The 21,130-nt window shown below is 52.1% G+C and carries 16 protein-coding genes; 7 read left to right on the top strand and 9 right to left on the bottom strand.

All coding sequences use genetic code 11. The features are described 5' to 3' along the window. Nucleotides 1-17: 17 nt before the first annotated feature. A complete protein-coding gene (locus ACYVAD_RS12300) occupies nt 18-440 on the bottom strand; it encodes a secondary thiamine-phosphate synthase enzyme YjbQ (protein ID WP_461139793.1) in 423 nt (140 codons plus the stop codon). A gap of 561 nt (nt 441-1,001) precedes the next feature. Between ACYVAD_RS12300 and ACYVAD_RS12295 the strand changes: the two genes are divergently transcribed. Together ACYVAD_RS12295 and ACYVAD_RS12290 are read left to right on the top strand one after the other, a co-directional pair. After that, nucleotides 1,002-5,030 (top strand): hybrid sensor histidine kinase/response regulator transcription factor, encoded by a 4,029-nt coding sequence (locus tag ACYVAD_RS12295; RefSeq protein WP_461139792.1) that lies wholly within the window; start codon nt 1,002-1,004, stop codon nt 5,028-5,030. 426 nt (nt 5,031-5,456) lie between these two features. Beyond that, on the top strand, nt 5,457-6,017 hold the full coding sequence (locus ACYVAD_RS12290) for an RNA polymerase sigma factor (protein ID WP_461139791.1): 561 nt from the start codon (nt 5,457-5,459) through the stop codon (nt 6,015-6,017). 130 nt (nt 6,018-6,147) lie between these two features. On the opposite strand, the gene ACYVAD_RS12285 is transcribed toward ACYVAD_RS12290, so the two are convergent. The 7 genes from ACYVAD_RS12285 to ACYVAD_RS12255 all read right to left on the bottom strand — a co-directional run bounded on the left by ACYVAD_RS12285 (nt 6,148) and on the right by ACYVAD_RS12255 (nt 15,534). Continuing rightward, nucleotides 6,148-7,695 carry a vanadium-dependent haloperoxidase gene (locus ACYVAD_RS12285; protein ID WP_461139790.1) on the bottom strand — a complete coding sequence of 516 codons (1,548 nt, stop codon included), beginning with the start codon at nt 7,693-7,695 and terminating at the stop codon, nt 6,148-6,150. Nucleotides 7,696-7,716: 21 nt separating this feature from the next. Next, nucleotides 7,717-8,598 (bottom strand): hypothetical protein, encoded by an 882-nt coding sequence (locus ACYVAD_RS12280; protein ID WP_461139789.1) that lies wholly within the window; start codon nt 8,596-8,598, stop codon nt 7,717-7,719. Between the two features lie 24 nt (nt 8,599-8,622). Next, nucleotides 8,623-10,827, bottom strand: coding sequence for a TonB-dependent receptor family protein (locus ACYVAD_RS12275; RefSeq protein WP_461139788.1), 2,205 nt, complete (start codon nt 10,825-10,827; stop codon nt 8,623-8,625). Nucleotides 10,828-11,250: 423 nt separating this feature from the next. Further along, the gene (locus ACYVAD_RS12270) at nt 11,251-11,793 is read right to left on the bottom strand and encodes a hypothetical protein (RefSeq protein WP_461139787.1); all 543 of its coding nucleotides are present in this window, start codon (nt 11,791-11,793) and stop codon (nt 11,251-11,253) included. Nucleotides 11,794-11,884: 91 nt separating this feature from the next. Then, entirely contained in the window at nt 11,885-12,844 is a 960-nt protein-coding gene (locus tag ACYVAD_RS12265; RefSeq protein WP_461139786.1) for a YihY/virulence factor BrkB family protein, read from the bottom strand. Between the two features lie 124 nt (nt 12,845-12,968). Continuing rightward, on the bottom strand, nt 12,969-15,194 hold the full coding sequence (locus ACYVAD_RS12260; RefSeq protein WP_461139785.1) for a sensor histidine kinase: 2,226 nt from the start codon (nt 15,192-15,194) through the stop codon (nt 12,969-12,971). Beyond that, nucleotides 15,187-15,534, bottom strand: a complete 348-nt coding sequence (locus tag ACYVAD_RS12255; protein WP_461139784.1) for a hypothetical protein — start codon at nt 15,532-15,534, stop codon at nt 15,187-15,189. Before ACYVAD_RS12255 ends, ACYVAD_RS12260 begins: the two co-directional genes overlap by 8 nt. Between ACYVAD_RS12255 and ACYVAD_RS12250 the strand changes: the two genes are divergently transcribed. From ACYVAD_RS12250 to ACYVAD_RS12230, 5 genes are all read left to right on the top strand, one after another. Next, a complete protein-coding gene (locus tag ACYVAD_RS12250; protein WP_461139783.1) occupies nt 15,533-15,766 on the top strand; it encodes a hypothetical protein in 234 nt (77 codons plus the stop codon). The two genes, ACYVAD_RS12255 and ACYVAD_RS12250, sit on opposite strands and share 2 nt — an antisense overlap. Nucleotides 15,767-15,855: 89 nt before the next feature. Further along, the gene (locus ACYVAD_RS12245) at nt 15,856-17,025 is read left to right on the top strand and encodes an epoxide hydrolase family protein (protein WP_461139782.1); all 1,170 of its coding nucleotides are present in this window, start codon (nt 15,856-15,858) and stop codon (nt 17,023-17,025) included. Nucleotides 17,026-17,084: 59 nt separating this feature from the next. Next, complete coding sequence (locus ACYVAD_RS12240) at nt 17,085-17,609, top strand: methylated-DNA--[protein]-cysteine S-methyltransferase (protein WP_461139781.1); 525 nt, start codon at nt 17,085-17,087, stop codon at nt 17,607-17,609. 18 nt (nt 17,610-17,627) lie between these two features. Continuing rightward, on the top strand, nt 17,628-18,659 hold the full coding sequence (locus tag ACYVAD_RS12235; protein ID WP_461139780.1) for an MBL fold metallo-hydrolase: 1,032 nt from the start codon (nt 17,628-17,630) through the stop codon (nt 18,657-18,659). Between the two features lie 58 nt (nt 18,660-18,717). Then, entirely contained in the window at nt 18,718-19,944 is a 1,227-nt protein-coding gene (locus tag ACYVAD_RS12230; protein WP_461139779.1) for a pyridoxal phosphate-dependent aminotransferase, read from the top strand. A gap of 56 nt (nt 19,945-20,000) precedes the next feature. Here ACYVAD_RS12230 and ACYVAD_RS12225 read toward each other — a convergent pair whose 3' ends face one another. After that, nucleotides 20,001-21,128 carry a mevalonate kinase family protein gene (locus ACYVAD_RS12225; protein ID WP_461139778.1) on the bottom strand — a complete coding sequence of 376 codons (1,128 nt, stop codon included), beginning with the start codon at nt 21,126-21,128 and terminating at the stop codon, nt 20,001-20,003. Nucleotides 21,129-21,130 lie beyond the last annotated feature (2 nt).

The following is a 21,130-nucleotide window of genomic DNA, read 5'->3' as shown; positions in this document are numbered from 1 at the left end:
CCTCCCTTTCTTCCTTTTCACTCTCCCCACGCCGTCACCACAATCGTGCGACTGCCGCCGTGGTCGCGGTGTTCGCCCAGGTAGATACCCTGCCAGGTCCCCAGATTCAAATGGCCATCGGTAATGGGAATTGTGACGGAGTGACCGAGCATAGCCGCCTTGAGGTGAGCCGGCATGTCGTCAGGACCTTCGTAGTTGTGCTGGTAATACGGCGCATTTTCGGGGACAGTCTTGTTAAAAAACCGTTCAAAATCGCCCCGAACAGTCGAATCCGCGTTTTCGTTGATCGCCAGGCTGGCTGAAGTATGCTGGATAAACACGTGTAATATTCCCACTTTGATCCGCTGTATTTCGGTAAATTCCCGTTCAACAAGTTTCGTGATCAGATGAAAACCACGCGGGAACGCGGGAAGCTGTAGCATTTGCTGATAAAAAGGCATACGTAAAATAGTAGGGCTTCTGCCGGTTACCAAGCAAAAGCCTCAACGTAATAAGGTTGACAATAACTGACAGGATAACTCATCTGCGTCCCGGAGGGTTGCTAAACGTCCGGCTATAGTGCAGCCTTACGGGCGATTACTACCGATGAAACGCTCATTCAGATTTCGGGGATGTTCTCTCACTCATGCTTAGCCAGCAGCGCTGAAAAAATGAGCGTAACACAACAGGATCAAAAGGGTAACGGGCTAGGGACCAAAAGAAGAAGAAAGTCGTCTGTTAAGGTGGAGGTATCTTGTCGGGAATTAGGTGACAACCAGCTATTCTTTTTAGGCAAAAGTGCGTATTTTTCGAGTTGAAATAAAGCGTTGCTGATTCGGTCCAGTATCGAAGAAGATATCTTGTTGACAGATAAGAAAGTAGCGTTTGCTCATCGTAACTCAATAGTATGTTTGGTAAAAAAACTACGCAGCCTTTTTCTGATCAACCTTCGCGAATACTGCCAGCTCGATGGGCTGATGCCGTATTTACCACTATCTATTTTCGGTTGATCCGCTAGCACCATGAGTAGGGTAATCTGGTTTAATGCGTCGGAGCCGGCTCAGCGTGGTCTAATCAACGGCTATCGTAGTCTGATGGTTGGTCTGTTCGGGCTTTGCTGTTTGCTGAGTCAGGCAGCTGTTCCTCCCATCGTCAAACAATTTGATCGGATCTCGGTACGGGACGGCTTATCCAACAGCTCGGTTAACTGTATCCTGCAGGATCGGGAAGGGTTTATGTGGTTTGGTACGAACGATGGCCTGAATCGGTACGACGGCTATACGTTCACGGTACTCCAGCCCGATCCAACTAATCCGACCCGTAGTTTACTGAATAATCGAATCATTGCCCTGCACGAAGACCGCAAGAACAGGCTCTGGGCTGTAACGCAGGGGGGCGGGTTGCACGAGGTCAATAAGCAGACGGGACAGGTGACGCCCCATCCCATTCCGGCACCGGACGGGCATCGCTGGGATAATCAGGTTGCCATGTACGAAGACCGGGAGGGGTTTCTGTGGGTAAGTACGTACAACGGATTAGCCCGCTATGAGCCTGATCGACACCATTTTGTGTTGTACCCGGTGCCAAGGGTCGATATGCAGGTTAGAATGATCCTCGAAGATCGGCAACATCAGCTCTGGGTGGCTACCTCATACGGTCTGTTTCGCCTGAATCGGCAAACGGGTCAGTACACCCCGGTGCCGTGGGAGGAATCCACCACGCAGCCCTCGCTCAACTCATTTTGCCTGGACAAAAACAACCGGCTCTGGATAGGTTCAATGGGCCAGGGATTGCTGCAATTCGACCTTAATGATCCGACAGCCCAGCCTCGTCGGTTCAACTCTGGAGGAAAAATTGGCCTGAATGTGTTTTTAAACGCCGTTCATTGCGGCAAACAGGGGGACTTGTTGGTTGGTACAACGGAAGGATTACATCAGCTTGACCCCGCCCGCCAGCAGGTCATCACGTACAGGGCTGATTCGGAAGCGGATAACAGGCTAAGCAGTAACAATGCTCAGGCCGTTTATCACGACCGGGCGGGAACGTTATGGGTAGGTACCAGCAATGGTATTAATCGCCAGTCAACCTCAGACAAGCCGTTCGTTACGTATCAGGTGAAACCTAACTCTGGGGAAACGAACCTCCTGGAAAACAGGGTTAATAACCTGTTTATCGACGCAAAAAAGCGGTTGTGGATTAGCAACGTCTACGACATATACCGGAAGGAGGTAACCCAGCCCGTCCAACGCGTAGCGCCGGGTCAGCTACGTTCGAGCGCTGATAATCTCAATTACGTACTGAATTTCCTGCCCAACGGTGAGAACGGAATCTGGCTGGGAAGTACGAAGGGGATTATGCAATTTGATAATACCACTGATCGGTATACCCTCTACCCGTCTGAGATCTGGGCGCAGCTCATGTCACAGCACGGAGCAGGCCCGATCTGGATTGGTGGTGACGGAGGAATTGCCGCCTTTGATCCGGCGACAAAACGATATACGTATTATAAACATAATCCCGCCAATCCGGCGGGCCTGCCTGATCGATTTGTGTACGCGTTACTGGCTAGCCGAACCGGCCATGTCTGGGTAGCCGTCAACGGGAAAGGAATCTGTCGACTTGATCCGAAGGCAGGTCGGTTTACGTATTATCCGGCCAGCACCACCGCTGGACACCTTAACAACTCCGAAGTACTGACGTTCTTCGAGGATCTGCAGGGTATACTCTGGGTTGGAACAAACCAGGGCGGTCTTAACCGATTTGATCCGAAAACGGGCCGGTTTACGTACGTAACAACCCGGGATGGCCTGCCCAGCAATCGAATCGTGAGTATCCAGAGTGATAAAAAAGGTCAACTCTGGCTAGGGACCAACCGGGGTCTCTGTCGCTACGACCCGAATACTGGGAGGGTGCAGAACTACGACATCAGCAATGGGTTGCCCAGTAACGATTTCCTGGAGAATGCTGTCTTCCGGCAACAAAACCGACTTTATTTTGGTACGCAGAATGGGTTGATTCATTTTAATGCGGATAGCATCCGGGCGGATAAACGACCGTTTCCGGTGTACATCACCGGGTTTAAAGTGATGGATAACAGCCGACCCGTGACAGCGGGCGTTACCGAACTGCGTTACAATGAGAATTTCCTGGCCTTTGAGTTCGTGGCGCTAACGTATGTGCTACCCGAACAAAGCCACTATGCGTATCAACTCGTTGGCGTCGATAAGAATTGGGTACAGAGCGGTAACCGCCGATTTGCCAATTATCCAAACCTAAAGCCTGGCACCTATACTTTTCGGGTCAAGGCCACCAACAGTGACGGGGTCTGGTCGCCAAAGTTAGCTGATTTTCAGCTGGTTATTCATCCTCCCTGGTGGCGTACCTGGTGGGCTTACTCGCTCTATGTGGTAGCGGCAATAGTAGTCATCGGGCTGATTCTGCGCGCGCAGACGCGTCGTATCCGGCAGCAGCAGGAGGCAGAACAACTTAAAATTCTGGATGGCATCAAAACCCGGCTGTTTACAAACATCACCCACGAATTTCGAACGCCCCTCTCGCTGATTATCTCGCCGGTTCAGCAGTTGTTGAGCGACAACCAACTGGATGCCGAAGCGAACCGGAAACTCGGATTGATTCAACGAAACGCCCAGCAATTACTCCGGTTGATCAATCAATTACTGGATATCTCGAAGCTGGAATCAAATCTGATGGGCGTATCGCTGATGCAAGGCAACGTACAGGAATACGTTGGGCTGTTGGTCGATACGTTTTCTTCGGCGACTGAGCAGAAAGGGATTCAACTGATCTACACTGCGGAAGAGGAGGAAAGCAAGTGGCTGTTCGACGCCGATAAATGGGAGAAAATCCTGACGAACCTGCTATCCAATGCCCTGAAGTTTACCGAAAGTGGCGGGCAGATTACGGTGACGCTGGTAATAGAAAAGACGGCTGATGCGATTGCGGAAGCCCATATCACCGTTGCGGACACGGGAATTGGCATTTCACCAACGCATTTACCGCACATCTTTGATCGATTCTACCAGGTCGACGATTCCGCGACTCGTCTCTACGAAGGAACCGGAATCGGACTGGCGCTGGTCAAAGAACTAACCCAATTAATAGGAGGTACGATCACGCCTACGAGCGAGCTCGGCGTTGGAACAACGTTTGATGTACGATTGCCCCTGAAAATGGCGATAGGAGCCGAAGAGGTCGTTACAACACCCCGCCTTGTAGAAAAAGAAATACTCCTAAAAACTGCGGAATACCCGTTGCCTGCCAGTGTTAAGACGGGGCCCGTTGTTCTGGTGGTGGAAGATAGTGCCGACCTGCGCAATTTCATCGTGGGTGAATTGAGCGAGCACTACCGGGTAATAAGTGCTGAAAATGGACGCGAAGGCTGGGAGCTGGTCCAGGCAGAACTGCCAGATGTGGTCATTTCGGACGTAATGATGCCACACATGAGCGGTATTGAGCTGACGGAACGGATTAAAACAACCCCTTTGACGGCTCATATTGCTGTGTTGCTGCTGACGGCCCGAACGGCCCATACCAGTGTGATGGATGGTCTGAATAAGGGAGCCGATGAATACATGGCTAAACCCTTCGACCTGGAAGAGCTTGAAGTCCGGCTGCGGAACATGCTGACCCGCCAGCAGTTGCTCCGGGAGAAATTTCGTAATCAGCTAGCACAGCTGGATTCAGCTGACAAATTTCTTGAGCCCGAGGATGAATTTCTGAAACGGCTATACGACATCTTAGAAAAGTCGCTGGATTCATCCGTGAGCGTACCCTGGCTGGCGGACCAACTAGGAACATCCACCAAAACGCTAAATCGAAAGCTGGACAGCCTGGTACAACTCACGACTACGGATCTGATCCGGCAGTATAAACTTCGGCGGGCAGCGGAGTTACTTAAAAAGGGGAATTCGGTAACAGACGTGGCGTATCTGACAGGGTTTAAAAGTCCATCGCATTTCTCAACAACGTTCAAAGCGTTCTATCAGAAAACGCCAAGCCAGTTTCTGGACGACCCGTTAAAAACGGACTGATTTGAGTTCATTCAGTAGGTCTCGATAGGCCAAGTTATTCAAGACCAAGGATAAAGTTAGAGGAGCTAACTACACGTAAACAGCGATAATGTTCCTTTATCTATAGGTACAGATAAATGAAAATTTACTAAGCGGTAGTCGCTCTATTGCCTAAAACGCACCTAAATAGGTCTTTTTTGTAACATTTTATCGATAAATAGTAAACATTTTTGGTAGTAAGGTAGTCTTAAAAGCAATTTAGGATGCTGATTTAATCGCAAAATCCTACATTTCATTTACTTAAACAAGATGGAATTGTACTAAAATAAGGATGATGTTACGACAATAAATGTAGAAACACATTATTTATGTAACGTAGAGTTACATATGAGTTTCTACTCTATCTTTGTGGCAACAAAATGGATACAATCTCCATTCAGTACACTGATGAGAAAGGAAAAGCTGAAACTGGCAGACGAACAGTTGGTTGCCAACTATCAGGAGACGAACGAAGACGAATACTTCGAGATGCTCTACAGCCGTTACGTAGGTAAAGTGTATCAAAAGTGTTTGTCTATGACGAAAGATTCGGAGTCAGCCGAAGACTTTACGCAGGACATTTTCATCAAAGTATTCAGTAAAATGAATACGTTTCAACAGCGCTCGAAATTCTCGACTTGGTTGTATTCCATTTCACACCATTACTGTCTGGATCAACTACGGGTAGGAAAACGACTGAACACCGAATCGATGGACGACAATCTGGCCGATACGATGTCAGAAGCCGACACCGGAGACGACGTAGAAGCAAAACTACGGGACATGAGTCGGTTGATGGAAGGGATTCCTGCGGAAGAGGTGCAACTGCTGCAACTAAAATACGAACAGGGAGTCTCGATAAAAGAGATTGCCCAGCGGTTTCAGCTTACCGAAAGCGCGGTAAAGATGAGGCTGAAGCGAACCCGGGACAAGCTCTACGATCGCTACGCGAACTTCCACCAAGAATAAAAATAAAAAAATATAGCTGGGTGGTGTGACCAAGGTAACAAACCCCTGTCTAAAGGAAAAAGGCGCAGAAACAATGTTGTTTCTGCGCCTTTTCTTTTGTCTAAAAAATGCGGGTATGTCCCAAATGTGCTTAATTGCCAGCTCCATCGGCTCTGCCGCGAGCAATGGCGTATTGTCCGATTTTACGGCCGTGGTCCAGCCCGACTGTGCAATCGAAGCGGTAATGGATCAAACCATAGATTCGGGAAGTTGACGCTTCATCAGCCTGAGCCGCGAATTCCGTTGCCCGGCTTGGAAATAGGTCGCTCAGTACAGCGGCAGCTGCCCCCGAAAACGTCGAATGCCCGGATGTGTACGACGGGAAATTTGGCAAACCGACGGATGTTTTCATACCAAACTGTTGCGGACGAGGATAGTAGTAGTAGTATTTGGTATCCCAGCAGGCAATTCCTGCATCCATGAGGGTTGTACCAACTAGAGCCAGTGTCCGGGCCATGCGTACTTCGCTGAATTGAGCGTCATGACCAGCATTGGCCGCCGTGCGTAGCCAGTGACCAGGGGGGGTATAACTACCGGCACCATCGGACCAGTAGTTGGCGATCCGTGCCTGCTCCCGCGTTTGGCTTTTGTTAATCTGCTTCAACTCGTCGAGGTTTTTGGTAAACTCCGCGCTGTTAAGGGCTGGTGGAGGACCGGGCCGCAGACCGATCATCGTTGCTTTATCGAAGTTCCAGGGCGTAACGTTTACGAAATTGGGCAGCATAGGAGGGCGAAGGGGGGATTCTTGGCTAACCCATACTTCGCTAAGACCACGCTCTTGAGCGCCTTTGATCATGTTAACTGTTACCGTCTGATTGTTCGCTGCACTCATGCCATCCGTTCGGGCGCGACCCATTACTTTAGCCGCTACGCCACTCCCAAGAGCGAGTCCAGCGGTCAGATCACTTTGCACGTTCATCCCGGCCCAGAGTCGGCTGTCGCGGTGTTCGGCCAGTTTACTGTCCAGATAAGCCACTTCGCCGGGAAACATCGCTTTCAGAATAGTCGCTGAAGCAGCCGCTACGACGGCATCCTCCGAGGGGTATGTTGGCAGGCTACTGACCGGCAACAGTGATTTGATGCTGGCGTCAACCTGACTAGGAGCCATCCGGTTATACTGAAATTTGTACTTCCAGGCCGCCACCAGAGCGTCATACTGTGCTACGCCCAGGTAGGCTAGTGCCCGGGATGCGTAAGGCGGATTGGCAAACGGAAACTTAGGATCGGCCAGCGGATTAGCGGCATCAGGAACAGGATATTTCCCGTCTGCGGTCGATGCTGGGGGGATGTTGTAACGAGCGCACAGCTCGCGGGCAATCTCATTCCAGCGGTAGACGGCTCCGGCACCCCAGTAGGCTACGGCGTCTTTCTGCGTACCGGTCGGCGAAGCTGACTGTTGTTTTAAACTAGCTAACTCAGCTTGATACTCAGATGAGTTAGCACCGGCCGGCGCGGCTAGCGTTACTTCCGTTGGAGCCGTTAGTACGTATGTTTTCCAGGTCCCTGCCTGAGCATCCAGACTGGTAGGCTGATAAGCCGAACGTTGCGGCTCATCAAGCATTTTGCTACAGGAGGTTAGTAGCAGTGAAAAAACAAGGAATAAACTGCTGATCGTAGACAGCGAAATATTATGTTTCATGGCGTTTGGGAAGCGGAAAGCTTAGAGACGGAATAGGTAAAGGAGGCCAACGGTATAGCTGGTGCTTTGACCAACATTCTGGCCATCGACGACGTAACCCACGCGGGCATTGACGCCAATGTTGCGAGGCTGAAACTTACCATACCAGCCTACCGACGTAGCCTGCATGTTGTTAGTTGGGAATGGCATGTCGTTCCGGCGGATGTTATCACCTTTCAGGCAGCCCGTTTTTTCTGCCCAGACCTCCGCCTGCCAGGTACGGTGCAGCACGCCGAGCCGCACTCCGGCATCGTACACATTAGGAACCTGCACCTGATTTGTATTATATACCCGGTCGTCGGCCTGATACGCATCGCGGTCAATTTTGATATTGCTACGCCAGCCATAGCTACCGTGGCCGGTTACGTACAGACCCGTTCTGGGCTCTTTGTAGTTGGCCAGCAGACGACCAGTGGCCGTACGACACTGCATGCCAATCGACATTGGCATAAAATCGGGTACGTAGGTGCCCAGCGGAATTGATGCCCCAACGATACCATGCAGCGAAAAACCACCGATTTTAACGGCTTTTACTTTGATCCAGGCCGACAGATCCTGAATCCCCCGCTGCCCCATCAGGTTACCCGCGCTGGCTTCGGTCCAGACGTAAGGAAGGCTTAAAATAATATTGACCCGATTACTGACACCGATGGCTGGCATAACCATGGCGCTTTGCGTCGTAAGCGTGCCAATATTTAAATTCTCGCGTTTAAACGAGTTTTCCCAGTATTTATTCCAGGAGGTATGGCTGTACATACCAGCTACGCAAACGGAGCCCTTGCTCATGTAGATGGCATCGTGTGGCATCTGCGCGGAACCCGCGAGCGGCAGTAGAAAGAACAGGTACTTTAAAAGTGATTTCATCGTAAAATGGGATTGGCGAGGTTTTTATAAACGAAAACTAACGGATAGCACGGCGCTACGTCCGTCGGAAGGCCATACGCCTGGCCCCGGATAGAACGTTGGGCGTTTGGTAAAGTACTGCCGGTTCAGCAGGTTGTTGACACTACCGCGCAGGGTCAGTTGTTTTCCGATGCGCCAGGTGCCGTTCAGATCCAGGAGGCTATAGGCGGGAACTGGTCCCACGGCTCCGTTGGCCGAAGGGGTGGCTGTGTTTAGCGCGTCGGAGAAACTAGCCGCAACATAACTGTACTGGAGTGTCAGGCTGGCGGTACCGTAGCGGGCCGTCAGGCCGTTGCGGCTGGTCCACTGGGGGGTGGACTCAACCCGGTTGCCGTTAATTGACCGGTTGTCGCGACCCGTCGAGACGCGGGCGTTGGTATACCGGGCATCCAGATAGGCGGTTGAGGTAAAGCCGCTGAGTTGAACCCGGCCGAGCTGGGCAATTTGCCCTTCGATCAACGCTTCAACGCCCCGGTTCCGGCTGTCACCGATATTGGTTCGGAAGACGTAGTTACTGCCATCGTCATTGGTTTGCAGCAGCGTACCCAGGCGGTTGCGGTAGAGGAGGTCGAAGAGCGCTACGTTGATGTGCAGGCCCTGCCACTGGCCGCTGATACCTAGTTCGGCATTATAGCCACGAGCATCCTTCAGATTTTTGTCGATCTGTTCGTACACCGATGTAGGGATGATATCCTTGAAGATCACCGGCCGGTAGGCTTGCGACCAGCCCCCGTATACTTTCAGAGCTGATGTAAGCTGATACTGGCCATTGATACCCAGCAGCGCGAAGTGATGGCTGATGTCATTGGGCAGATTTTCGGGCGCGTAATACGCGATGGTTCCCCGCATGCGAGTCAGTCCGTTCTCAATCCGAATACCGGGCGAAAGGGTCAGCTTCGGGGTCAGCTGAAACTGGCTCTCCGCGAAGATCGCGAGGTTGTTGGTCCGGAAATGCAGGTCGCGCCGAAAGGGGTTGACCAGCGTCAGGTCAAAATTGTCGCCCGTTGTTCCCTGTCCTTGCTGTTGCCGGTGCAGATCGGTGCTCATTACTTGAATCCCACCCGCAGCCGTAGCGCTTACGTTACCCAGTTGATAGCGGTGCAGGAGCCGCAGTTCGGAGGTATAACTGTTGAAATGATCGATGTCGACCTGCCGGTTGCGGTACTGGCCCGTTGCTGGATCAACGACATCCCGTACGGTAGCAAACGCGTCGAGTTGCACGCTGTTGCGGGCACCCAGTACGGCTGACGTTGTCCACGAGAGTTGTGTCCGGTCGGATAGCCGCCAGTCGAGTTTCAGCGAGGGGACGTAAATGTCCGGGTTGAAATAATTCCGACTGCGGGTAGACTGACGCGGGTTCTGGTAGAACATCGAATCGGTCAATGGACCTGGAATCTGATACACGTACGTAGATCGTCCCAGTTCGGCCGTAATGCCCAGCCGATTGTTCGCCTGATAATGAATTGAGGCAAACTGTGCCTGCGCGTCGGAGCGGCTGTTCTGACGATACCCATCCGAATGACGCCGGTAATAATAAGCGTAATACGTCCATTTGCCAAGGCGTCCGCCGATGGCGTTGTAGGTACTGCGTAACCCGTACGATCCTACGGAATTGTTTGTCTCAAAGCTAAACCGGCGGGTTGTGTCGGCCCGCTTTGTTACGTAGTTGAGCATCCCGCCAAACTGAGCACCGTACTGGAGTGAGCCCGTTCCCCGCAGCAATTCAATCCGCTCAATGCTTTCCATCGGCGGAGAGTAGTGGCTGGCGGGATAGCCGTACATATCAGAATTTGTGATCACGCCATTCTGGCGAATGTTGTTTTCCCAGGACCGGTGAGCATCTAGCCCCCGCGTGGCAACGTTAATTTGATTGCCTGTGCCGTCCATGTCGTAGACGAAAACGCCAGGTATCCGGGCGAATAACTGCCGGGGTGTTTTCTCGGCTACGGTTGCATCGATATCTGCTATACGGATAGCTTCACTGCGTTTACCGCCCATCAGGAATGTACCGTACACGTTGGGCAAAGCCTCCACAACAGTTGGCTTGGCCCCTTTAACGGTGACCTGACGTAGCGTACGGGCAGTTAAGGAATCGGTATTTTTCCTGTAAACAGGCGTCTGAGCCGTGAGTTCGCCTGTCAAGAGCAGGAAAACGCCAGCCAGCCACGTGTTGGATAAACGTACCATCATTAATAACTTGTAATAAATAGAAGCAGGAAGAATAGACCACCCGATTCTGACAAAAGAGAAAGACTTACGGAGTCGTAAGTAAATACGGGAACATGACCGTGAGTACGGAATCATTGAACCCGGTAGGAGAGGGCTAATCAGTGAGTTGTTTAACCCATACGTAGCAGGACTGATGCTGTATCACCTAGTGCTGAGAGCACTCAGTTGACGCGACAAATACCTGTAGCGGCTATGAAGCTGTCTGGAATTTTGTCCTGAGACCTAGAGCGCACGCTTAAAGCTGGGCGCTGGGTTACCAGCACGGGTTTCTTTTATCAGAAGCGTACCCGTGAGAACAAAAATCTACTTAATCCAAAAGACTCAACAGCTTTCACAGACCATCGCTACGTAAGCCATGGGCGTAAATAAACAGACTGATTCGTGTTAGCACGCTTCTGGTGGGGGAGCATGAACAGGCAGGGCGCGGGTGGCTACGAAGAAGAGTTGTTCGGGAATGCGAACAGCCGACTGCCAGCCCGGCAGGAGAAAGGCGAACGACAGGGGTGGATTGGGAGAGTACTCCTTCAGGAGAAGCTTAAGTAGTTTGTTGGTGTGCTGGTTTGGGTCGTTGGACGTCGCCAGGTGTTTGTTCATGAACGCCAGCAGGTCACTTTGCCAGAACGAGCGGTTCTGCGTTTCCAGGCCCGCGATGTGCAACGTATCACCTTTGAGATCCATGCTCACTACGGTATAATAGTGGCCATGATAACTAAAGCCCTCCGTAGTGGTACTCACCAGATTGGTGGCGTCGGAGGTGCCCGTCAGTGGAATCTGAAACTCGACGATACTATCTACCGACCGAAAGATCAGCAGTCGTTCCGTTAGGTCATGCTCTGCCTGCCACCAGGCGCTCGCGCACACCAGCACATGGGCCAGCGTGTGATAGACCAAGAGGAGGAAAAGACCTATGGAAACCGCTTTCTTCACAGATTGTTTATTATCTATGGTAAAACTACCAAAAAATAGTCAGATGGTGATAAGATAGAGAAAATTTAGTCTTAAAAATAAGGAATTATCCTCAATGTTTTTCCTCTTTGCCAGTAGTTTCCGCAGGAACTGAAGCGGGCAATTCGGTGATCTCGTAGCTAACGGCAGTGGCCGCTGGCTCCGGATCAGGCTGACTACGTCGGGCAAACGTCCGGGTAAAGGATGCCCCGTAATAAAAAATGAGGGACGAATAAAAGACGAATAATAAAAGCAGAATAACTGACCCGGAGGCACCGTACAAGTTTGCCACCTGGCTGTTAATCAAGAGCCGGTTTAAAATCAATTCGCCCAGTTTGAATAGAATACTCGTTACCAACGCGCCTACCCAAACCGCTCGCCAGGGAACCCGGACGTCAGGAAGATACCTGAAGATACTGGCGAACCAGCAGGTGATGACAAGGACTGACAGTAGGTAATTCCCCCCGCTTGACAACCAGTCGCGTAGGGTGGGCGTGCTGGTAAGCATATTTTGCTGGATTAGTACCAGCCGTTGATCAATGGTCAGCGATATGGAAAATAATAATCCTGAAAAGAGAATGATCGTTAGGGCAATTCCCCGGTCCTTCAGACTATGGATAAAACTCAGGCCAGCTTTTGGGCGGACGTTCCAGAGCTGATTGAGCGAGTTCTTCACGACGTTGAATAACGTTGTCGAGGCCAGTAGCAAAAGAAACAAACCAACGAGTGTCATCGGTAATGTGGGAGGCCGGTTCTGGAGGTGCTGCGAAATATCCTGAAGCTGATCGGCGCTCCGGGGACCCAGCAACTTACTTAATTCGGCGAACAGGCGGTAGCTGACCAGTTGATGCCGCTCGTTCAGGACCGGGCTTAGTACGTTGCTAAGCAGGATAACAATGGGCGGCAGCGCAAAAAACGTAAAGAAAGATGTTGCTCCCGCCATCCGGATAGGATCGTTAGCCTTTAGGTTCGTGAAGGCTTCCCGGATCAGGCGAAGAACGGAAACGAATTTTTTTGGCGCTGGAACGACCATACAGAAAAGTAGTTACTCATCTAACGACGGGCAGAAGGATAGGGTTTTAATTGGCCCCGCGGCAAATCAGCTTCCGGACTCTATTTCGCGGACGAACGGTTGCCCAATCGTACTACGCTATTGACTAGCTATGAGCTGGAAGACTAAGGATAAATTCGGTTCCCTGGCCGAGCTGGCTTTCGACGTGTAGTGACCCGCCGTGGCCTTTGGTAACGATATCGTAGCTCAGGGAAAGACCAAGGCCAATACCTTCGCCGGTGGGCTTGGTGGTGAAGAATGGTTGAAAGATTTTAGCTTGTATACTGCTATCCATGCCAATGCCATTATCGGCAACACGAACCTCTACCTGGCTGCCCTTCATGCTGGTGCTGACACTGACCTGAGGCTGGTAAGGCGCAGAAGCGGTCTTACGTTTTTCGTGAACAGCGTAAAAAGCGTTGTTATATAGATTTAGCAGAACGCGGCCAATCTCCTGAGAAACGATCGCTACCGGGACAATGCTGGGATCGAAATGGGTGACCAACTCGCAATTGAACGGTTTGTCCTTGGCCGGATCGCCGGACCGCGGATCGCCAGACCGACGAACGCCATTGTACGCCAGGCGTAAGTACTCATCGCACAAGTCGTTGAGGTTAACGGTTGTGCGTTCACCGCTCCCGGAGTGAGCGTGGTCGAGCATATTCCGGACGATCCGGCTGGCCCGGTGACCATGATGCGTAATTTTTTCCAGATTTACTTTCAGATCGTCCAGTAGCTCTTGTTCCAGCTCCGTATCGCGGTCAGGCTTCTGGCGTTCGTCGACAAGTTCCGTAACGAGTTCGCTGCTGACTTCGGAGAAGTTGTTGACGAAATTCAGCGGGTTCTGGATCTCGTGGGCTATCCCCGCCGTCAATTCGCCCAACGAGGCTAACTTCTCCTTTTGGACTAACTGAGCCTGCGTTGCCTTTAATTCATCCAGTGACGTTAGCAACTGGGCTGTACGTTCTTTTACCTGCTGTTCCAACCGTTCGTTCTGGCTGGCCATCAGTCGATTTCGTTCGATCTCCCGTTCCTTCTCGACCTGTTCTTTTTCGAGGGCCTGCTCCGCCACCCGTTTACGAGCCAGATTATAGCGGTTAATGAGCGCTCCGGAGAAGAAAAGAATTAACCAGCCAAAACAGGCATTTTCAAGGTAGGTGGGTTCAATGTTTATCGGTTCAGGTAGGTCGTATGAGAAGTAAGTCCATAACAAACGCCCGACTAACGTTTTCATCCAGTACAGGAATAATGGGCCTGTAGCCAGCAACACAAACCGCGCGTCGGTGGAGCCTCGCCTGATCATGCGCATGGTCAGAACAACACAAAGCAGAAAGGTTATCCGGATCAGTATTTCAAGGACTATGGCTACCTCCACAAGCGGTAGCGGCAGGAAGCTTGGGGACAGAAACTGAAAGATGTTTACCAGCGCAGTCAGCACTAAGAATAGGCCAGCCGCTTTGTTGAGTCGGGAAAGCTCTGGTACAGGCTGAATGAACTTGCGGATTGCCTGGATGAAAAATACAAAAAACGTAAGGAAAAAGAAGCTGCCAATCAGGGTAAAGAGATAGGGCTGTTGCTCAAAAAAGACCGATCGAATCCGGTATTGGTTTCGATCTAACATAAAGAAGAATAGCGAGATACTGAAGTAAAGGTAGACGCGATCCCGGATCGAAAAAAACACAAATAGATTGTAGCAGACCGCCAGAAACAGCACGCCGATCTTGATGCCATCGAAGAAATATTCCTCTAGGCCCCGCTCGACTCGGACGAAGTTATAGGCGGCTTGAATACGATCTTTTTCGGGTTGAAGTTGGGGGTAGATATACCTCAAAGGAGCTTGCCAGAACGTGTTTTCGGCCCGCTCGTAAAGAACGATTTGCTGGCCAGGTTGAAGGTGGAGAAAGAGCCGACTTCGCTCTTTATTTCCCTTTCTGTCTGGTAGTTCACTATAAGGAACCAGCACCCCTGTCCGGTTGTGACGCCATACCCGACTTGAATCCTGCCAATACAAATCAAGGTAGCTACTGGAAAAATCGCAGAAGTACAGGTCAAGTGGATAGGCGAGGGTATTTTTGACCCGCATCCGAATCCAGCAGACGTGCGCATGCCGTTTGGGATTGTAAAAAGGAGTTGTTTGAAAATCAGCGCTGCGTCGGACCTGATCAAAGGTCATTGTGCCGGTAGCATCGTCCAGAACCTGAAAGTAAGTCGTATCCGGTTTAAGGAGAGCCGTATCGGTTTTTATTTCATAAACAGGGGGCCAGCCTAACTGAGCAAAGCCTTCCGTCAGAATTCCAAAACAAAAAAGAATCAGGCAGAAAAATTTAGTCATACGTTCGCTGCTGCGAAAAGCCAGGACGATTACGTAGCGCCGTTCGAACGGATGACATCTGTTCTGGCAGCGGAGTATCTACACAAAGGTGCAGAAAGCAAACGCCTTGTCCAATGAGTTTGCCCGGAAAGAACGTAATTGATAAGGGAGCGATAATAGGATCGAAGCCGACGGCAACACGGACTAAGTCGTGGATTAACACGACGAATCGTTTGTGGTCCTGGCTTGGTGAGTAACGTAAAAGAGCGCTAAACCCTTTTGAATCAATGTGGTTACTTTTCAAGGGCCGGCCCGGCTGTAACAGGTCGACCTGAATAACTAGTTTATCGAGCAAACTCATGAAAAAGATTCATTGGCCGATTAAGATCGGCAGTCGGAAAATTGGTCAGGCGGCTGCGGGACGGCTGGCTATTGGTGCGCTGGCCGTAGGCGCTGTGGCCATCGGAGCGTTGGCAATCGGGACAATCGCCATTGGGCAACTCGCCATTGGACGGGGGTATATTCGCAAGCTCCGCATTGGTGAGCTGGAAGTGGATCGGCTTATTGTTCACGACACTATCCATACTAACTAAGCGAAATAACGCACAAGGACATACTGCCAGCGACAAGTAATTCCCGGAATACCAGAACTCGCGTTGGCTGTTCGCTAAACCAAACGACGATGAAACCCTTTCCGATCAACATTTCTCAGGAAATACTGGATGACTTACAGGCCCGGCTGGCCAATACCCGCTGGCCCGACGAAATCGTTAACGCTGGCTGGCAGTACGGCACCGATCCTGGCTATTTACGTCAACTCGTGCAGCACTGGCGAACCGGTTTTGACTGGCGGAAACAGGAAGAGTCCTTGAACCGGTTTGCTCACTACCGAACCGAGATCGATGGGTACGGGCTGCACCTGATCCACGAACGCGGCAAAGGGGAGAAGCCTATGCCGCTGCTGTTGAGTCATGGCTGGCCGGATTCATTTTACCGCTTTGCCAAGGTGATTCCTCTCCTGACTGACCCGGCCGCCCACGGTGGCCGGGCCGAAGACGCGTTCGACGTAATCGTGCCGAGCTTACCCGGTTTCGGTTTTTCCGACAAGCCCCAAAAAACGGGAAACTACAACCAATGGACGGCCAATTTGCTGCATAAACTCATGACCGAAACGCTGGGTTACGAGCGGTACGGAGCGCACGGGGGCGATGTGGGAAGCGGGGTTACCGAAGCCCTGGCGATGCTTCACGCTGACGCCCTGACGGGGATTCATCTGATCGATGTGCCTTACTGGCGACTGTTTGCTACGAACCCCGATGCGTTATCCGAGCCGGAAAAACACTATTTGCAGGCCGGTCAGCACTGGCAGATGCAGGAGGGTGCGTATGCCATGATGCAATCGACAAAACCACAAACGCTGGCGTATGGTCTAAGCGATTCCCCCGTGGGGCTGGCGGGCTGGATCATCGAAAAGTTCTACACCTGGAGCGATACAAATGGGCAGCTCGAAAATAGGTACACGAAAGACGAACTGCTGACCAACGTCATGATCTATTGGGTAACCAACACGATCCGCTCTTCCTTTACGCCTTATTGGGATGAAGAACAGCCGAACGACGGGGACGAACAAGAGTCCGAAAGCCAGAGTAACCTGCCCAAAATTGAGGTGCCAACTGGTATCACAATTTTCCCGAAGGACATTGTGCCCGCTCCCCGCGAATTTGCCGAACGATTCTATAATGTTCAGCACTGGGCTGACATGCCGAAGGGAGGGCACTTTGCTGCGCTGGAGGAACCCGAACTACTGGCTGACGAATTACGGACGTTCTTCCGCCCGCTGCGGAATCGATAAAGTCGCTATCTTAGCCAAGAGGAAATCGGGTTGACCTTCCTCTTGGCTAAGATATTACCATGACCACGACATACGTTGAGTCGCCCCTGGGGCTGACAGCTATAAAAGGGGACGAAAAGGGCGTGAGCGTAATATCTTGTCTGGACGGTGGCTGTGGCGGACCAGCCCAGCAAGAGACATTCCTGGACGAGCCGGTAGCCGAAGCCGCCCGGCAACTGACCGAATACTTCGCCGGAATGCGACAAACGTTCGATTTCCTGATTAATCCGGCCGGTACTGCCTTTCAGCAGGCGGTCTGGAAAGTGTTACGTGACGTACCGTTTGGTACCACGCAGTCCTACATGGAACTGACCCGGCATCTTGGAGACGAAAAAGCCATTCGGGCCGTAGCGGCTGCCAATGGCCGTAATCCCCTCTGGATTGTCGTGCCCTGTCACCGGATTATCGGATCCGACGGGTCGCTAACGGGCTACGCGGGTGGACTCTGGCGAAAAGAGTGGTTGTTGAAACATGAAGGAGCCTGGCCGGTTATGGTAAAGGGCAAATCGCCAGTCGTCGCGCCCGGTCAATTATCCCTGTTTTAATTCGCTTCCCTCAACGTCATGACAATCGCTTTTCAATTTGCCGCCTGCCTGGGTTTGCTGGGTGCCGTTCTGAGCTGCGCCCCCCGGTACAAGGGCCCCGTAACGGATCACTTCGACGGCAAGAAATTCTTCAACCCCGGCATGCCGGAGCGAGCATCGGGCGGTCTGCTGAAATGGTTATTCAACCGGGATAAAGGCCCCTGGCCCGATCAGCCCGACGCTTACGTTGGCCCCAGACCCACTACTCGAATAGAGGGGGACAGTATGGTCGTTACGTTCGTCAACCACTCCACGTTTCTACTGCAAACCAACGGGCTCAATATCCTGACTGATCCGGTCTGGTCCAAGCGCGTTGGGCCTACGTCGTGGCTGGGCGTAAAACGGCACCGTCCACCGGGGCTAAAGTTCGAGGAACTACCGCCCATTGACGTCGTCTTGCTGAGCCATAACCACTATGATCACCTGGATTTGCCCACGCTCAAAAAGCTGGTGAAAGCCCACAACCCACTGTTTGTGACGCCCCTGGGCGTATCGTACCTGCCAAAATCAGTTGGTGGTCGTACGGCAAAGGAACTGGACTGGGGCGATACGCTGCGGGTAAACGACAAACTGGCCTTGACCTGCACCCAGGCGCAGCATTTCAGTAACCGGGGACTCGGTGACCGGGAGAGAACGCTGTGGGCAGGCTACATGCTCGACACGTCCTATGGGCTGACGTTTTTCTGCGGTGACAGCGGATACGGTGCCCATTATAAGAAAATTGCCCAGCAAACGAACGGCAAGCCCATTAAGCTGGCACTGCTGCCCATCGGCTCTTACCGCCCGGAGTGGTTCATGGCACCGGTGCACATGTCACCTGCGGGCGCGGTGCAGACGCTGCTGGACCTGAACGCCAAACAGGCCATTGGGATTCACTTTGGTACGTTTCAACAGGGCGACGATGGGCTGTTTGAACCCGCGACTGACCTGAAAAAAGCACTGCAGGCGAAAAAAATCGAGGAACGGCTGTTTATTGTTCCTGCCGAAGGTAAAGCAATGGTCTTTAACTGAAGACACCAAAGTTCTTGTTCCTGTTACGTAGTGCCGGGCGATTCCGTACTTTTGCGCCATGGAACCGTCCGGCATAGAAATCAGGAAAAGCGATCGGCTTGAGCATCTCAAATACGATATTCGGGGGCCGATCTACGAAAAAGCCCTTGAACTGGAGAGTCAGGGCTACAAAATAATCAGTCTGAACATCGGCAACCCCGCCACGTTTGGTTTCGACGCGCCCGACGAAATTGTCCACGACATTATCCTGAACATTCGTAACGCGCAGGGGTATGCTGATTCGCGGGGGCTGTTTGCGGCCCGGAAAGCGGTGATGCACTACACGCAGAATCTTGGTATCCCCGGCATTACGATCAATGATATTTACATCGGCAACGGCGTTAGTGAGCTGATCATGCTGTCGATGCAGGCGCTGCTGAACGAGGGTGACGAGGTGCTGGTTCCTACGCCGGATTATCCGCTCTGGACGGCGTCAGTAGCGTTCTGCGGTGGTAAGCCTGTTCACTACATCTGCGACGAAGCGGCCGACTGGAATCCCGATCTGGCCGATCTGGAAAGTAAAATCACGGCTCGTACACGCGCGATTGTCGTGATCAACCCCAATAACCCAACGGGGGCGGTGTACGACAAATCGGTGCTGGAAGGCATTGCCCGCATCGCCGAGCGGCACAAGCTAATTATTTTCTCCGACGAGATTTACGACCGGATTCTCTACGATGCAGCGGTACATTACCCCATGTCCAAGCTGGTCAACGAAACGCTCTGTATCACGATGGGCGGTTTGTCGAAGAACTACCGGGCGGCCGGTTTTCGGGGCGGTTGGCTTATCATGAGCGGGGCGCGGCAACGGGCTAAGTCATACATCGAAGGATTGACCCTGCTGGCCAGCATGCGCCTATGCGCCAACGTGCCCACGCAGTACGCGATCCAGACCGCACTGGGAGGGTACCAGAGTATCAACGATCTGGTATTACCCACGGGGCGGCTACATCGGCAGATGATGCTGGCTTACGACCGGATGCGGGCCATTCCGGGTATTACGTGCGTCAAACCGAAAGGGGCGTTATACATCTTTCCTAAAATAGATCTGAGTCAGTTTCGACTCGTTGACGACCACGACTTCGTGTATAATCTGCTGGTGGAGCAGAAGGTACTGGTTGTGGCCGGAACGGGATTCAACTATATTCATAATGACCATTTCCGGATCGTTTGCCTGCCAACGGTCGATGAGTTAACCATCGCGCTCGACCGGATCGAAGCGTTTCTGGAAAGTCGCCGGAAGTGATAAGTCCGCAATCGCCAAACCATGCACCCGATTACGTTTTAGTTGACAAGGCTAATTCAGGAGACTGATTCGGTTGACAAGGCAGGAAGCCATTTTGACGTTGTGCCCACATCGACCGAAACGATGTAAGCCTTACCGCCTTCGCGTTCAATGGCTTCCGCGATGGCCTCGGTATGCGTCGGCGCGTAGACAAACATGCAGCCACCCCCGCCCGAACCGTTGATTTTACCACCCAACGCGCCAGCTGCCAGGGCCGCATCAAGCATCCGATCAATTTTGGGCGTTGAAATACGTTGCTTGTCGCGCAGGTTGGTGTGGTGCGCGGTCAGAAGTTGGCCTAAGCGAATGCTGTTCAAGGGTTTGTCGATTGAACCGGCTTCCTGAAAAAGTGTCAGGGCTTCGCGTAAAATATCGCGATTCGCCAGTGTTCCCTCTAGAAGAAGATAGTCATCATTAACCAACCAGCGTCGGTAGGCGAACAGGGTTTCCGGCGAGGTCGTTTGCAACGAGAAGGTGGGGTCCAGTTGACGTAGCTTGTCGGTAATCCGCAGCATGCCGTGTTTCACCCGACCAAGTATACCGACTGTATCCTTTGGCTCCTGAGAGTTGCCCAACACAAAGGTACCGAGCGCGGGCTGATACGTTTCCAGCCGGATAGCGGGTTGTGATTCCAGATAAATGACGCCCCCAACGGCCGTTGAGTAATGGTCCATCATCCCACCGGGTTCGCCAAACTCCAGCACTTCGGCCGCGTACGCTAGTTCGGCCAGTTCGAGCGCGGACAACGTCCGGGGATTGTCAGCCAACTGGGTTAGTACGTTGAGCCAGCCGATCAGGAGAGCCGATGAACTGGATGCCCCTGCGTTAATCGGAATGCTACCCCTTACTTCACCCTGAATCCCCGAGCTAAACTGAAAGCCATTTCTCCGCAGCACGTTAACGGCACTCCGGAAATAATCACGACCGTGCTGGTACGCCAAAGGGGCCTCCGCTAGGCTAAATCGCTCCTGATCGCCAATGTCAGGTAGATGCAGGTGAACAAATGGCTGGTCGGTCGATTCGACGGTTAGCTGAACCCGGCAAGAAATGGCTGCCGCAATGACGGGTAGTCCTAAATAATCCTGATGTTCGCCGAACAGGCAGATACGGCCGGGGGTTGAAACGCGAATGGCTTGGGTCGTCATAC

It is taken from the genome of Spirosoma pomorum (assembly GCF_054776615.1).
Note: the sequence above shows the minus strand (reverse complement) of the source record. Positions and strands in the feature narration are given on the sequence as shown.